This window comes from Escherichia sp. E4930, from assembly GCF_005845405.1.
Lineage (GTDB): Bacteria > Pseudomonadota > Gammaproteobacteria > Enterobacterales > Enterobacteriaceae > Escherichia.
Genome location: NZ_VCDZ01000022.1, coordinates 1 through 12,696 on the forward strand (window position 1 = coordinate 1; position 12,696 = coordinate 12,696).

The following is a 12,696-nucleotide window of genomic DNA, read 5'->3' on the forward strand; positions in this document are numbered from 1 at the left end:
CCCGAWGGCCTTCTTCATACACGCGGCATGGCTGCATCAGGCTTGCGCCCATTGTGCAATATTCCCCACTGCTGCCTCCCGTAGGAGTCTGGACCGTGTCTCAGTTCCAGTGTGGCTGGTCATCCTCTCAGACCAGCTAGGGATCGTCGCCTAGGTGAGCCGTTACCCCACCTACTAGCTAATCCCATCTGGGCACATCCGATGGCAAGAGGCCCGAAGGTCCCCCTCTTTGGTCTTGCGACGTTATGCGGTATTAGCTACCGTTTCCAGTAGTTATCCCCCTCCATCAGGCAGTTTCCCAGACATTACTCACCCGTCCGCCACTCGTCAGCAAATCAGCAAGCTGATTCCTGTTACCGTTCGACTTGCATGTGTTAGGCCTGCCGCCAGCGTTCAATCTGAGCCATGATCAAACTCTTCAATTTAAAAGTTTGATGCTCAAAGAATTAAACTTCGTAATGAATTACGTGTTCACTCTTGAGACTTGGTATTCATTTTTCGTCTTGCGACGTTAAGAATCCGCATCTTCGAGTGCCCACACAGATTGTCTGATAAATTGTTAAAGAGCAGTTGCGACGCGGCTTTCAGCTCACTGTCGCGAGGTGGCGTATATTACGCTTTCCTCTTTCAGAGTCAACCCTGAATTTCAGGATTTTTCTCTTTATTGTTACGACCATCTTGTGAAGTGTTTCACGTTGTCGTCTCAACGGAGGCGCATTATAGGGATCCCAATTTTTTGCACAAGTACTTTTTTGATCTTTTTTTCTGTTTGTTGTTTTTTCACCCTTTTTGCTGCATTCACACACAAAACGGTGCTTTTTTGCATACTAAAAGACTTGCACAAGGCCAATAATGCACCCAAAGTCATTAGTAAATCATTTATTGTTGAGGTAAGTATGTCTGATGTTTTACGCCCATACCGCGATCTTTTTCCACAAATCGGTCAGCGCGTAATGATCGACAGTAGTAGTGTGGTTATTGGTGACGCCCGCCTGGCTGATGATGTGGGGATCTGGCCGCTCGTTGTGATTCGTGGCGATGTGAATTATGTACAAATCGGTGCCCGCACTAATATTCAGGATGGTAGCGTCTTACACGTGACCCATAAATCAACGGCTAATCCACAAGGCAATCCGTTGATCGTCGGTGAAGACGTTACGGTTGGACATAAAGTGATGCTCCACGGCTGCACCATTGGCAATCGAGTTTTGGTTGGGATGGGCTCAATTTTACTTGATGGCGCAATTGTAGAAGATGATGTGATGATTGGTGCGGGTAGCCTGGTCCCACAAAATAAACGACTGGAGAGCGGATATCTGTATCTCGGTAGCCCCGTCAAACAGATCCGCCCGTTAAGTGATGAAGAGAAGGCTGGGTTACGCTATTCCGCAAATAATTACGTGAAATGGAAGGACGAATATCTGGATCAGGGTAACCAGACCCAACCTTGATCATCTTCACTTTGTTCCTGAATTAAGTTTTCCGCTTCTTCCTCCAGGTCCCAGCGATGCTGACGAAAACTCGCTAACCACTGTCCTGGCGTATCTCCTGCAAAGCGGTTCGCCAGACTCTCTCCAGTAATAGCGCAAGTGAGCTGCATACCATTTACAAGAGCTGGAAAACAAACGCATTTTTTACTCTCGTTCCACTCTTCCCTGTCTGGAAACTGGATGGCCTGATTCACGCGGACAACTCCTCCTGCAATTGCTTTATAACTGGTGCTACGTCAGGCAGAACACCGTGCCAGAGAAGAAAGGCATGAGCCGCCTGCGCCACTAACATCCCCAATCCATCCGCATTACGTTTTGAGCCTTGCTGTTCACACCATGCCAGAAAGGGCGTTTTTCCCTTCTGGTAGAACATGTCATAACAACAAATACCTGAATGGACGAGCGATGCCGGGATCGCCGGAACATCTCCACTAATGCCACTGGATGTCGCGTTAATAATAAGATCGAACTCGTGGCCTTCCAGTTCGTCCATACCCAACGCCTGAACACTTCCAGTGTGCGCAAACAATTTAGCCAACTCTTCCGCGCGAGAAACCGTTCGGTTAGTGATTGTCACCGCACAGTCCAGAGAGAGAAGCGGCAGTAATACCCCACGAGATGCCCCACCAGCGCCGATAAGCAGAATACGTAAACCGGAGCGAATAAAAGACAGACGTTCCAGATCGCTTAACAAGCCTACACCATCGGTATTGTCACCCAGCAGGCGTCCATCTTCTAACCGCTTGAGGGTATTAACAGCACCAGCCAACGCTGCCCGTTCAGTAAGCTCATCTGCTCTGGCAAAAGCCTCTTCTTTAAAAGGCACTGTCACATTCGCACCTTTACCACCAGCAAGAAAGAAAGCGTTTAGCGTGTTGATGAAATCATTGATGGGTGCCAGCACGCGGCCATAGGGATGTTCAATATTCAGTTGCTGAGCAAATTGCTGATGAATGAATGGCGATTTGCTGTGGGCTATCGGATTACCAAAAACAGCATAGGTTTCCATTATGTTACCCCTGTCGAAACAGTTCACCCGTCAGGGCATCACGAATTTCTGAAGGATTTAAACGACCGCCCGTTTCACCTCGCACAACCGGGAAATCAGCACCAAACTGTGCGTGAACTTCCTCTATTGTTCGACAAGGTGGCAATCCACTCAAGTTGGCACTGGTAGAAACCAGCGGTTTACCATAAGCCTGGCACAAAGCAACCACCAATGGATGGTCGGTGACTCGTACAGCAAGCGAATCAAAGCGGCCCGTCAACCATCGTGGTGTTGTCGCAGGCGCGGGAAAGACAAAGGTGACAGGACCAGGCCAGCGAGAAAAAATGGTTTCACGCTGCGCGCCAGTCAGCATGCTGTCATCAATATAGGGTTTAAGCTGCTCGTAATTTGCCGCGATTAAAATCAGCCCCTTATCAACCGGACGCTGTTTTAAATCCAACAGCCGCATCACTGCTGTTTCGCTATCAGGATCGCACCCGACACCAAAAACGGCTTCCGTTGGATAGGCGATGACACGTTCTTCATTGAGGACATCTATCGCAGCTGCGATAGCGTCTCCTTGCAGGTTATTATTCACGTTATTATTCCGCCGAAACCGGCTTTCCACATTGTTTACTGGCACAGAAATGTTTAACACCCTGCGCGGTTTTCTTTTCGATGAGTAGCGGATAATGACACTCAGGGCACTCTCCGGCTATTGGTTTGAAGTTAATAGCAAATTGACACTCAGGGTAGCGATCACAGGAGTGAAATGTTTTGCCATAACGGGAGCGGCGCTGGACCAGATGGCCCGTCCGACATTGAGGACAGGTAATTGCTGTTTCGTCCGGTTTATCGATAAGTTCGGTATGTTCGCATTCAGGATAGTTACTGCAACCAATAAACATACCAAAGCGTCCCTGGCGTAATACCAGATTTGCTCCGCATGCAGGGCAAACCTGCCCCTCCAGAACTTTGACGATATGCCCATCCGCTGAAGATTTCAGAGGACGGACGTAGTCACACGCCGGATACTGTGAGCACCCAAGAAACGGACCGTGTTTCCCGGATCGAATAACCAGTTCAGCCCCGCACTTTGGGCAGGACTCATTATTACGCACCGTGAACAGTGCTGATTTCGCCATAACAACTTATGCTGAATTAAAGAAATGATTAATGCAGCATACCTTCATTCACTTCAAAGAGTAATTCTTCCATTTGCTGGTACGCATTTTCGCAGCCCGGGATGTTGAACAACACCATCAGGATCACCCATTTCAGATCATCCAGTTCGAACTCTGCGTTATCCAGCGCAAGCACTCGCTCTATCACCATTTCACGAGTTTCAAGGTTGAGCACCTGAATCTGCTCAAGGAAAAGCAGAAACCCACGGCAGCTGGCATCCAGTCGTTCACACTCTTCCGGTGTATAAATACGCATGGAGAGAGGATCCGAGGCCAGTTGCATCGGTTCTGCCAGCCCTTCCTGATAATCAGCAAGTTTTTCCAGCCATAGCAGGGCATTGTAGATATCTTCTCGCTCAAAACCTGCGTCGGTAAGATCCTGTTCAAGTTTGTCTTGATCCACACGCAACTCAGCTTCAGTGTGAATATAGGTTTCAAACAAATACATTAGTACGTCGAACATGGCATGCCCTCCTCAATCGGACATAGCCGCCGGGTACAGCTGCGATCCATCCTGCTAACTCCAGTTCAAGTAGTTGAGTAACTACCTCTGGCACAGGTTGGCCGGCACGTTCAGCGACGACGTCAACAGGTGTTACCTCATCTCCTACGTTAGCCAGGAGCTCAGGAAATGGCAATGCCACGTCTTCCTGATCTGATGAATAAAATGATTTTTCAGGGGCATCTGGCAACCAGTGCAATCCATATTGCAAATTTTCCAGAATTTCTTCCGGTTCCGTCACAAGAATCGCACCTTGTTTTATAAGCCAGTGGGGGCCTTCACTTCCGGGACTCCCTAATGGACCGGGCAAAGCAAAGACTTCACGTCCCTGCTCAAGCGCACAACGCGCTGTCACCAGTGAACCACTGCGCAAAGCCGCTTCCACCACCAGTACACCTTTACTTAGACCACTGATAATGCGATTTCTTCGCGGGAAATTGTAAGCAAGAGGAGGGGTATCAAGGGGAAATTCCGAGACAAGAGCCCCACCATGTTCAAGCAGACTGGTCGCCAGTCGGGCATGGCGACGCGGATGAATTGTATTGAGCCCATTCCCCAGCACAGCAACACTGACGCCATTTACCTGCAAGGCCGCTTTATGCGCTACACCATCGATTCCGCGCGCCAGCCCACTGGTAATTGTCACGCCTCGCGCCGCCAGCGCCTCACATAACAGCCGCCCCCACCGTTCGCCATACCATGAATGCGCCCGGCTTCCCACTACGGCCAACTGAAATGATTGCAGCGCCTGTAGATCACCAGCAACAAATAGTGCACCTGGATAATCAGCCGTTGCAATAAGTTGAGGAGGATAAAATTCGCTGTCCGCAGGGATTAAATGATGGTTGGGTTGCTCCAACCAACAAAGTGAGCTTTCGATACTCTTTCGCGGAAATGAAAGAAAGCGCTGTGCCTGCCGCAATGTAAGCCCTGTTTGCTGCAATACAACCGCATCAATATGCGACTGTTTTGCCAGCCAGTCAGCTATACGGACCATATCATCGCCGTACAAGCTGCCGATGCTCATTAAACGCAGCCAAATTTCTGTATCGACCATCCTTATCTCCCTGCCATAAGCAGCCTTAGCAATCTTTGCGATTGGTCAGTGATGCTGTCAATCAGAGGGGGATTTGTCTAGAATAGAAGAAATAATCTTTCTAACTCCTGAACACATCTCTGGAGATTTATGTCAGTTTTGCAAGTGTTACATATTCCGGACGAGCGGCTTCGCAAAGTTGCTAAACCGGTAGAAGAAGTGAATGCAGAAATTCAGCGTATCGTCGATGATATGTTCGAGACGATGTACGCAGAAGAAGGTATTGGCCTGGCGGCAACCCAGGTTGATATCCATCAACGTATCATTGTTATTGATGTTTCGGAAAACCGTGACGAACGGCTGGTGTTAATCAATCCGGAGCTTTTAGAAAAAAGCGGCGAAACAGGCATTGAAGAAGGTTGCCTGTCGATCCCTGAACAGCGTGCTTTAGTGCCGCGCGCAGAGAAAGTGAAAATTCGCGCCCTGGACCGCGATGGTAAACCATTTGAACTGGAAGCAGATGGTCTGTTAGCCATATGCATTCAGCATGAGATGGATCACCTGGTCGGTAAACTGTTCATGGATTACCTGTCACCGCTGAAACAACAACGTATTCGTCAGAAAGTTGAAAAACTGGATCGTCTGAAAGCCCGGGCTTAAGGATAAGAACTAACGTGTCAGAATCACTACGTATTATTTTTGCGGGAACACCTGACTTTGCAGCGCGTCATCTTGACGCGCTGTTGTCTTCTGGACATAACGTTGTCGGCGTGTTCACCCAACCGGACCGACCGGCAGGTCGCGGTAAAAAACTGATGCCCAGCCCGGTTAAAGTGCTGGCAGAAGAGAAAGGGTTACCGGTTTTTCAGCCTGTTTCCCTGCGTCCACAAGAAAACCAGCAACTGGTCGCCGATCTGCACGCTGATGTTATGGTCGTCGTCGCCTATGGCTTAATTCTGCCTAAAGCAGTGCTGGAGATGCCGCGTCTTGGCTGTATCAACGTTCATGGTTCACTGCTGCCACGCTGGCGCGGCGCCGCGCCAATCCAACGTTCGCTGTGGGCGGGCGATACAGAAACCGGCGTGACCATTATGCAAATGGATGTCGGTTTAGACACGGGCGACATGCTCTATAAACTCTCCTGCCCGATTACCGCAAAAGATACCAGCGGCACGTTATATGACAAACTGGCAGAGCTTGGCCCACAAGGGCTTATCGCCACATTGAAACAACTGGCAGACGGCACGGCGAAACCAGAAGTTCAGGACGAAACTCTTGTTACTTACGCCGAAAAGTTGAGTAAAGAAGAAGCGCGTATTGACTGGTCACTTTCGGCAGCGCAGCTTGAACGCTGCATTCGCGCTTTCAATCCATGGCCAATGAGCTGGCTGGAAATTGAAGGACAGCCGGTTAAAGTCTGGAAAGCGTCGGTCATTGATACGGCAACCAACGCTGCACCAGGAACGATCCTTGAAGCCAATAAACAAGGCATTCAGGTTGCGACTGGTGATGGCATCCTGAACCTGCTCTCGTTACAACCTGCGGGTAAGAAAGCGATGAGCGCGCAAGACCTCCTGAATTCTCGTCGGGAATGGTTTGTTCCGGGCAACCGTCTGGCCTGATAGTCCACTCTTCTAAGCCCGGTCTTGCCGGGCATTTTTATACTTATGAAAAAACAACGTAATTTACGTAGCATGGCGGCCCAGGCCGTTGAACAAGTCGTCGAGCAAGGGCAATCATTAAGCAACATTCTGCCACCGCTCCAGCAAAAAGTTTCTGATAAAGACAAAGCACTTCTTCAAGAGTTGTGCTTTGGCGTACTGCGTACGCTTTCGCAGTTAGACTGGCTGATTAATAAGTTAATGGCCCGTCCGATGACCGGCAAACAGCGCACTGTGCATTACCTGATTATGGTTGGTTTGTATCAACTGCTTTATACCCGCATTCCACCTCATGCTGCGCTGGCTGAAACGGTTGAAGGCGCTGTCGCAATTAAGCGCCCGCAACTTAAGGGGCTGATTAACGGCGTGTTACGCCAGTTCCAGCGTCAGCAAGAAGAGTTATTAGCCGAGTTTAATACCAGTGATGCACGTTATCTGCATCCTTCCTGGTTGCTGAAGCGTCTGCAAAAAGCGTATCCAGAGCAGTGGCAATCCATCGTCGAAGCCAATAACCAGCGTCCGCCAATGTGGCTGCGCATTAATCGTACGCATCATTCCCGCGACAACTGGCTTGCATTGCTGGATGAAGCAGGAATGAAAGGTTTCCCGCATGCGGATTACCCTGATGCTGTACGGCTGGAAACACCTGCACCTGTTCATGCGCTACCCGGTTTTGAAGACGGATGGGTTACCGTTCAGGATGCATCAGCACAAGGTTGCATGACCTGGCTTGCGCCACAAAACGGTGAACACATTCTGGATCTTTGTGCCGCCCCAGGCGGTAAAACAACGCATATCCTTGAGGTGGCACCAGAAGCGCAGGTTCTTGCGGTTGATATTGACGAACAGCGCCTCTCTCGCGTTTATGACAATTTAAAACGCCTTGGTATGAAGGCGACCGTGAAACAAGGTGATGGCCGCTACCCTTCCCAATGGTGTGGCGAGCAACAGTTTGATCGCATTTTATTAGATGCGCCTTGTTCAGCAACGGGTGTGATTCGTCGTCATCCGGATATCAAGTGGTTACGTCGTGATCGCGATATCCCGGAACTCGCGCAACTGCAGTCTGAAATTCTCGACGCCATTTGGCCGCATTTAAAATCCGGTGGAACCCTGGTCTATGCCACCTGTTCGGTGTTACCGGAAGAGAATAGCCTGCAGGTTAAAGCCTTTTTGCAACGTACCGCTGATGCCGAACTTTGCGACACCGGAACACCAGAACAACCGGGTAAGCAAAATCTGCCTGGTGCCGAAGAGGGCGACGGCTTCTTTTACGCTAAGCTAATCAAAAAGTGATGACATAACGGGTCGCGACTGATGAAAATTATCATTCTGGGTGCCGGTCAGGTTGGCGGCACACTGGCGGAAAACCTGGTTGGCGAGAACAACGATATTACTGTTGTCGATACCAACGGTGAGCGTCTGCGGACCTTGCAGGATAAATTTGACCTGCGAGTCGTGCAGGGGCATGGCTCTCATCCACGCGTATTGCGGGAGGCTGGTGCCGACGACGCCGATATGCTGGTTGCTGTAACCAGTTCAGATGAAACCAATATGGTTGCCTGCCAGGTAGCCTACTCACTTTTCAACACCCCTAATCGCATCGCTCGTATCCGCTCACCAGACTACGTGCGCGATGCCGATAAGCTATTTCATTCAGATGCTGTACCGATTGATCATCTGATCGCACCAGAGCAGTTGGTTATCGATAATATTTACCGACTGATTGAGTATCCCGGCGCATTGCAGGTGGTGAACTTCGCTGAGGGTAAAGTCAGCCTCGCTGTGGTTAAAGCCTATTATGGCGGCCCGCTGATTGGTAATGCACTTTCGACCATGCGCGAACATATGCCACATATCGATACTCGTGTGGCAGCAATTTTCCGCCACGATCGCCCCATTCGTCCGCAAGGTTCGACCATTGTTGAAGCCGGTGATGAAGTGTTCTTTATTGCCGCCTCGCAGCATATACGCGCGGTGATGAGTGAATTACAGCGACTGGAAAAACCGTATAAGCGGATCATGCTGGTTGGTGGCGGTAATATCGGTGCAGGGCTGGCGCGTCGTCTGGAAAAAGATTACAGCGTCAAACTCATCGAACGTAATCAGCAGCGCGCTGCCGAACTGGCGGAAAAGTTGCAGAATACGATCGTCTTTTTTGGTGATGCGTCGGATCAAGAACTGCTGGCCGAAGAACATATCGATCAAGTTGATCTGTTTATTGCCGTCACCAACGATGACGAGGCCAATATCATGTCAGCCATGCTCGCCAAACGTATGGGTGCGAAAAAGGTGATGGTATTGATCCAGCGTCGCGCTTATGTGGATCTGGTTCAGGGGAGCGTGATCGATATTGCGATTTCACCACAACAAGCAACTATTTCTGCGTTGCTTAGTCATGTGCGAAAAGCAGATATTGTTGGTGTTTCCTCATTGCGCCGCGGCGTAGCAGAAGCTATTGAAGCCGTTGCTCACGGTGATGAAAGCACCTCGCGCGTTGTCGGCAGAGTCATTGATGAAATCAAGCTACCGCCGGGAACGATTATTGGAGCGGTGGTACGTGGAAACGACGTGATGATTGCCAATGACAATCTGCGCATTGAGCAAGGCGATCACGTAATTATGTTCCTCACAGATAAAAAGTTTATTACCGACGTCGAAAGACTCTTCCAGCCAAGTCCTTTCTTTTTGTAATTAATAAGGCGTCTAATGACGCCTTATTAATTCCCTTTGAATATCAAGGATTAATTAAATTCATTCCTGGCAGGAAAATAGCTTAACATTTGTTAGACTTATGGTTGTCGGCTTCATAGGGAGAATAACATGAGCATTATTAAAGAATTTCGCGAATTTGCGATGCGCGGGAACGTGGTGGATTTGGCGGTGGGTGTCATTATCGGTGCGGCATTCGGGAAGATCGTCTCTTCGCTGGTTGCCGATATCATCATGCCACCTTTGGGCTTATTAATTGGCGGGATCGATTTTAAACAGTTTGCTGTCACGCTACGCGATGCGCAGGGGGATATCCCTGCTGTTGTGATGCATTACGGTGTCTTCATTCAAAACGTCTTTGATTTTCTGATTGTGGCCTTTGCCATCTTTATGGCGATTAAGCTAATCAACAAACTGAATCGTAAGAAAGAAGAACCTGCAGCAGCACCTGCACCAACTAAAGAAGAAGTATTACTGACAGAGATTCGTGATTTGCTGAAAGAGCAAAATAACCGATCTTAACAAGCGCCTGAAAGCAGAAGGCCAGTGGTAAAAAAGTGATTTACTTTCTTGCCACTGGCCTCCCAGTTACCCCGATTGCCATGTTTTCCTTTTCGCATATAACTGCCTTTCCCTTTTTTATTTTTTTCTACACGCTGTCTGAACAAAGGGTCATGTAGTAATGCTTCAATCGCATTATCCTTTATCTGCCCTTTCGTATGCTGATATCGGCTCATAAAAACTCCACTTGGTTATTTAACGGCGCGAGTGTAATCCCGTCAGTGCAAAAAATCAACAACCTGCTTTGACACCGCTGGCTCCTTGTTCAAGAGCTTCAAGGATAGAGCAATAAACGCTGCTATGGGCGCTACCACAACAGGCATCGTTAAGACGTTGCAAGGAACGCTGCATGCTCTGCAACTCGGCTATCCGCGCTTCCACTTCCTGTAATCTTTCCTGCACAATACCTTTTGATTCCTGACAAGTATGATGTTCAGGATCGATACGGATCGACAGCAACTCACGGATCGACTCGAGACTGAAACCAAGTTGTCTGGCATGCCGAATAAATTTCAACCGTTGGAGATCGCTTTCGGTATACAGACGAAAGCCTCCTACCGTACGAACTTCATGATCCATCATCTGCTGTTTTTCGTAATAACGTATTGTGTCGGGCGTAACTTCTGCCAGTTTTGCCAACTCACCAATGCGATACATAAATTATCTCTCAGTTGTCATTAATTTTATTCAGAAGCTTATCTGCATATTCGCCACGTAAAAATTCAGTGCTCAAACCTGCTTGCCGCAGTTTTAACTCCAGTAAAGATAACTGGCGGCTAACCTCTTGATATTTCGGATCATCCTGACGAATGCCTCTGAGAATATCCAGAAGCTGAATTGCTTCCTTCCGCTGCTCAAGTTCTGGCGGTAAACAGCCGGAATTCTTTAACAAGCGATAGCCCGCACGCAGTTCCGGCGGCACGTGTGTGTCATCTTCCAGGATTAATGGTTCACCACTGCCTGGGAGATTTTCAAACTCACCTTTAGCCTGTGCTTCAGTAATATGGCGCTCTGCCCACTGGTCAAGTAACCACATAAATACTCCAGGGGATGAACAAAAAGAGTACAGCTATTGTAGATAAGTGGGGATACTACAGATATAAAAAAACCCGCCGGGGCGGGTTTTTTTACGTTGCTTCAGATTACTCTGCAGCAGCTTCTGCTTTCTCTGAACGATCAACCAGCTCGATGTAAGCCATCGGCGCGTTGTCGCCTGCACGGAAGCCACACTTCAGAATACGAGTGTAACCACCGGCACGGCTCGCGAAACGCGGGCCCAGTTCGTTAAACAGTTTTGCCACGATCTCGTTATCACGAGTACGGGCGAATGCCAGACGACGATTAGCAACGCTATCAGTCTTGGCAAGAGTAATCAGCGGCTCAACTACGCGGCGCAGCTCTTTCGCTTTAGGCAGAGTCGTCTTGATGATTTCATGACGAACCAGTGAACCTGCCATATTGCGGAACATAGCCTGGCGATGGCTGCTGTTGCGGTTCAGTTGACGACCACTCTTACGATGGCGCATGACCTTATCCTTCTCAGTAAAACCTTAACCTGTGATCCGGTTACTCGTCAGCGATGCTTGCCGGTGGCCAGTTTTCCAGGCGCATACCCAGAGACAGTCCACGGGAAGCCAGCACGTCTTTAATCTCAGTAAGAGATTTTTTACCAAGGTTAGGCGTTTTAAGGAGCTCAACCTCGGTACGTTGTACCAGATCACCGATATAGTGGATAGCTTCTGCTTTAAGGCAGTTAGCAGAGCGGACAGTCAATTCCAGATCGTCAACAGGGCGCAGCAGGATCGGATCGAACTCTGGTTTCTCTTCTTTCACTTCCGGCTGACGTACATCACGTAAGTCAACGAAAGCTTCCAGTTGTTCAGCCAGAATGGTTGCCGCACGACGAATCGCCTCTTCAGGATCGATTGTGCCGTTGGTTTCCATTTCGATGACCAGCTTGTCCAGGTCGGTACGCTGTTCTACACGCGCTGCTTCAACATTGTAGGCAATACGCTCTACAGGGCTGTAGCATGCGTCGACCAGCAGACGGCCGATTGGGCGCTCATCTTCTTCCGAATGAATTCGGGTAGAAGCCGGCACATAACCACGACCGCGCTGAACTTTGATACGCATGCTAATAGACGCGTTCTCATCGGTCAGGTGGCAGATCACGTGCTGCGGCTTGACGATTTCGACATCACCGTCGTGGGTGATATCGGCTGCAGTCACAGGGCCAATGCCAGATTTATTCAAGGTAAGAATAACTTCATCTTTGCCCTGAACTCTCACCGCCAGCCCTTTCAGGTTGAGCAGGATTTCCAGGATATCTTCCTGAACGCCTTCTTTGGTGCTGTACTCATGTAGTACACCATCAATCTCAACCTCGGTCACCGCGCAACCCGGCATCGATGAGAGCAGAATACGGCGCAGTGCGTTACCCAGAGTATGGCCAAAGCCACGCTCTAAAGGCTCAAGGGTCACCTTGGCGTGCGTCGAACTCACTTGCTCGATATCAACCAGGCGCGGTTTTAGAAACTCTGTCACAGAACCCTGCATTGTGTC

17 protein-coding genes and 1 rRNA gene are annotated in these 12,696 nt (G+C 49.3%); 6 read left to right on the forward strand and 12 right to left on the reverse strand.

The features are described 5' to 3' along the window. Positions 1-425 (reverse strand): 16S ribosomal RNA (locus FFT88_RS20565); the annotation flags it as partial. Positions 426-896: 471 nt separating this feature from the next. Here FFT88_RS20565 and FFT88_RS20570 point away from each other — a divergent pair. Continuing rightward, positions 897-1,451, forward strand: a complete 555-nt coding sequence (locus FFT88_RS20570) for a gamma carbonic anhydrase family protein (RefSeq protein WP_130206867.1) — start codon at positions 897-899, stop codon at positions 1,449-1,451. Here FFT88_RS20570 and FFT88_RS20575 read toward each other — a convergent pair. The 6 genes from FFT88_RS20575 to dprA are packed head-to-tail and all read right to left on the reverse strand — an operon-like array spanning position 1,427 to position 5,221. Further along, positions 1,427-1,684 (reverse strand): DUF1488 domain-containing protein, encoded by a 258-nt coding sequence (locus FFT88_RS20575; RefSeq protein ID WP_135403483.1) that lies wholly within the window; start codon positions 1,682-1,684, stop codon positions 1,427-1,429. The two genes, FFT88_RS20570 and FFT88_RS20575, sit on opposite strands and share 25 nt — an antisense overlap. Continuing rightward, a complete protein-coding gene (gene aroE, locus FFT88_RS20580) occupies positions 1,681-2,499 on the reverse strand; it encodes a shikimate dehydrogenase (RefSeq protein ID WP_135403482.1) in 819 nt (272 codons plus the stop codon). Before aroE ends, FFT88_RS20575 begins: the two co-directional genes overlap by 4 nt. Before the next feature lie 4 nt (positions 2,500-2,503). After that, positions 2,504-3,076: an L-threonylcarbamoyladenylate synthase type 1 TsaC gene (tsaC, locus tag FFT88_RS20585; protein ID WP_130259167.1), complete on the reverse strand. Its 573-nt coding sequence runs from the start codon at positions 3,074-3,076 to the stop codon at positions 2,504-2,506. 4 nt (positions 3,077-3,080) lie between these two features. Continuing rightward, positions 3,081-3,623, reverse strand: coding sequence for a type I DNA topoisomerase (locus tag FFT88_RS20590; RefSeq protein WP_001129723.1), 543 nt, complete (start codon positions 3,621-3,623; stop codon positions 3,081-3,083). 28 nt (positions 3,624-3,651) lie between these two features. Further along, the gene (smg, locus tag FFT88_RS20595; protein ID WP_000460680.1) at positions 3,652-4,125 is read right to left on the reverse strand and encodes a DUF494 family protein Smg; all 474 of its coding nucleotides are present in this window, start codon (positions 4,123-4,125) and stop codon (positions 3,652-3,654) included. Further along, positions 4,097-5,221: a DNA-protecting protein DprA gene (dprA, locus tag FFT88_RS20600; protein ID WP_135403481.1), complete on the reverse strand. Its 1,125-nt coding sequence runs from the start codon at positions 5,219-5,221 to the stop codon at positions 4,097-4,099. Before dprA ends, smg begins: the two co-directional genes overlap by 29 nt. Positions 5,222-5,350: 129 nt before the next feature. On the opposite strand from dprA, the gene def reads away from it, so the two are divergent. From def to mscL, 5 genes are all read left to right on the forward strand, one after another. After that, the gene (gene def / locus FFT88_RS20605; protein ID WP_000114984.1) at positions 5,351-5,860 is read left to right on the forward strand and encodes a peptide deformylase; all 510 of its coding nucleotides are present in this window, start codon (positions 5,351-5,353) and stop codon (positions 5,858-5,860) included. Positions 5,861-5,874: 14 nt separating this feature from the next. Then, positions 5,875-6,822, forward strand: coding sequence for a methionyl-tRNA formyltransferase (gene fmt, locus FFT88_RS20610; protein ID WP_135403480.1), 948 nt, complete (start codon positions 5,875-5,877; stop codon positions 6,820-6,822). 45 nt (positions 6,823-6,867) lie between these two features. Continuing rightward, the gene (rsmB, locus tag FFT88_RS20615) at positions 6,868-8,157 is read left to right on the forward strand and encodes a 16S rRNA (cytosine(967)-C(5))-methyltransferase RsmB (protein WP_130222940.1); all 1,290 of its coding nucleotides are present in this window, start codon (positions 6,868-6,870) and stop codon (positions 8,155-8,157) included. 21 nt (positions 8,158-8,178) lie between these two features. Next, positions 8,179-9,555, forward strand: a complete 1,377-nt coding sequence (gene trkA / locus FFT88_RS20620; RefSeq protein WP_000691382.1) for a Trk system potassium transporter TrkA — start codon at positions 8,179-8,181, stop codon at positions 9,553-9,555. A gap of 129 nt (positions 9,556-9,684) precedes the next feature. Beyond that, positions 9,685-10,095 (forward strand): large-conductance mechanosensitive channel protein MscL, encoded by a 411-nt coding sequence (mscL, locus tag FFT88_RS20625; RefSeq protein WP_000022442.1) that lies wholly within the window; start codon positions 9,685-9,687, stop codon positions 10,093-10,095. On the opposite strand, the gene arfA is transcribed toward mscL, so the two are convergent. From arfA to rpoA, 5 genes are all read right to left on the reverse strand, one after another. Further along, positions 10,092-10,310: an alternative ribosome-rescue factor ArfA gene (gene arfA / locus FFT88_RS20630; RefSeq protein ID WP_000092696.1), complete on the reverse strand. Its 219-nt coding sequence runs from the start codon at positions 10,308-10,310 to the stop codon at positions 10,092-10,094. The two genes, mscL and arfA, sit on opposite strands and share 4 nt — an antisense overlap. A gap of 55 nt (positions 10,311-10,365) precedes the next feature. Then, complete coding sequence (gene zntR / locus FFT88_RS20635) at positions 10,366-10,791, reverse strand: Zn(2+)-responsive transcriptional regulator (protein WP_130217606.1); 426 nt, start codon at positions 10,789-10,791, stop codon at positions 10,366-10,368. A 10-nt stretch (positions 10,792-10,801) separates the two neighbouring features. Continuing rightward, positions 10,802-11,170 carry a DUF1992 domain-containing protein gene (locus tag FFT88_RS20640; RefSeq protein ID WP_130217608.1) on the reverse strand — a complete coding sequence of 123 codons (369 nt, stop codon included), beginning with the start codon at positions 11,168-11,170 and terminating at the stop codon, positions 10,802-10,804. A 106-nt stretch (positions 11,171-11,276) separates the two neighbouring features. Beyond that, a complete protein-coding gene (rplQ, locus tag FFT88_RS20645; RefSeq protein ID WP_001216368.1) occupies positions 11,277-11,660 on the reverse strand; it encodes a 50S ribosomal protein L17 in 384 nt (127 codons plus the stop codon). 40 nt (positions 11,661-11,700) lie between these two features. Beyond that, on the reverse strand, positions 11,701-12,690 hold the full coding sequence (gene rpoA / locus FFT88_RS20650; RefSeq protein ID WP_001162094.1) for a DNA-directed RNA polymerase subunit alpha: 990 nt from the start codon (positions 12,688-12,690) through the stop codon (positions 11,701-11,703). Between the last annotated feature and the right edge of the window lie 6 nt (positions 12,691-12,696).

Excerpts from the sequence above, each read along its gene's own strand:
- trkA (WP_000691382.1), top strand. The coding sequence starts at position 8,179 with ATGAAAATTATCATTCTGGGTGCCGGTCAGGTTGGCGGCACACTGGCG.
- rplQ (WP_001216368.1), bottom strand. The coding sequence starts at position 11,660 with ATGCGCCATCGTAAGAGTGGTCGTCAACTGAACCGCAACAGCAGCCAT.
- FFT88_RS20640 (WP_130217608.1), bottom strand. The coding sequence starts at position 11,170 with ATGTGGTTACTTGACCAGTGGGCAGAGCGCCATATTACTGAAGCACAG.
- FFT88_RS20590 (WP_001129723.1), bottom strand. The coding sequence starts at position 3,623 with ATGGCGAAATCAGCACTGTTCACGGTGCGTAATAATGAGTCCTGCCCA.
- def (WP_000114984.1), top strand. The coding sequence starts at position 5,351 with ATGTCAGTTTTGCAAGTGTTACATATTCCGGACGAGCGGCTTCGCAAA.
- FFT88_RS20570 (WP_130206867.1), top strand. The coding sequence starts at position 897 with ATGTCTGATGTTTTACGCCCATACCGCGATCTTTTTCCACAAATCGGT.
- rsmB (WP_130222940.1), top strand. The coding sequence starts at position 6,868 with ATGAAAAAACAACGTAATTTACGTAGCATGGCGGCCCAGGCCGTTGAA.
- zntR (WP_130217606.1), bottom strand. The coding sequence starts at position 10,791 with ATGTATCGCATTGGTGAGTTGGCAAAACTGGCAGAAGTTACGCCCGAC.
- aroE (WP_135403482.1), bottom strand. The coding sequence starts at position 2,499 with ATGGAAACCTATGCTGTTTTTGGTAATCCGATAGCCCACAGCAAATCG.
- rpoA (WP_001162094.1), bottom strand. The coding sequence starts at position 12,690 with ATGCAGGGTTCTGTGACAGAGTTTCTAAAACCGCGCCTGGTTGATATC.
- arfA (WP_000092696.1), bottom strand. The coding sequence starts at position 10,310 with ATGAGCCGATATCAGCATACGAAAGGGCAGATAAAGGATAATGCGATT.
- mscL (WP_000022442.1), top strand. The coding sequence starts at position 9,685 with ATGAGCATTATTAAAGAATTTCGCGAATTTGCGATGCGCGGGAACGTG.
- smg (WP_000460680.1), bottom strand. The coding sequence starts at position 4,125 with ATGTTCGACGTACTAATGTATTTGTTTGAAACCTATATTCACACTGAA.
- dprA (WP_135403481.1), bottom strand. The coding sequence starts at position 5,221 with ATGGTCGATACAGAAATTTGGCTGCGTTTAATGAGCATCGGCAGCTTG.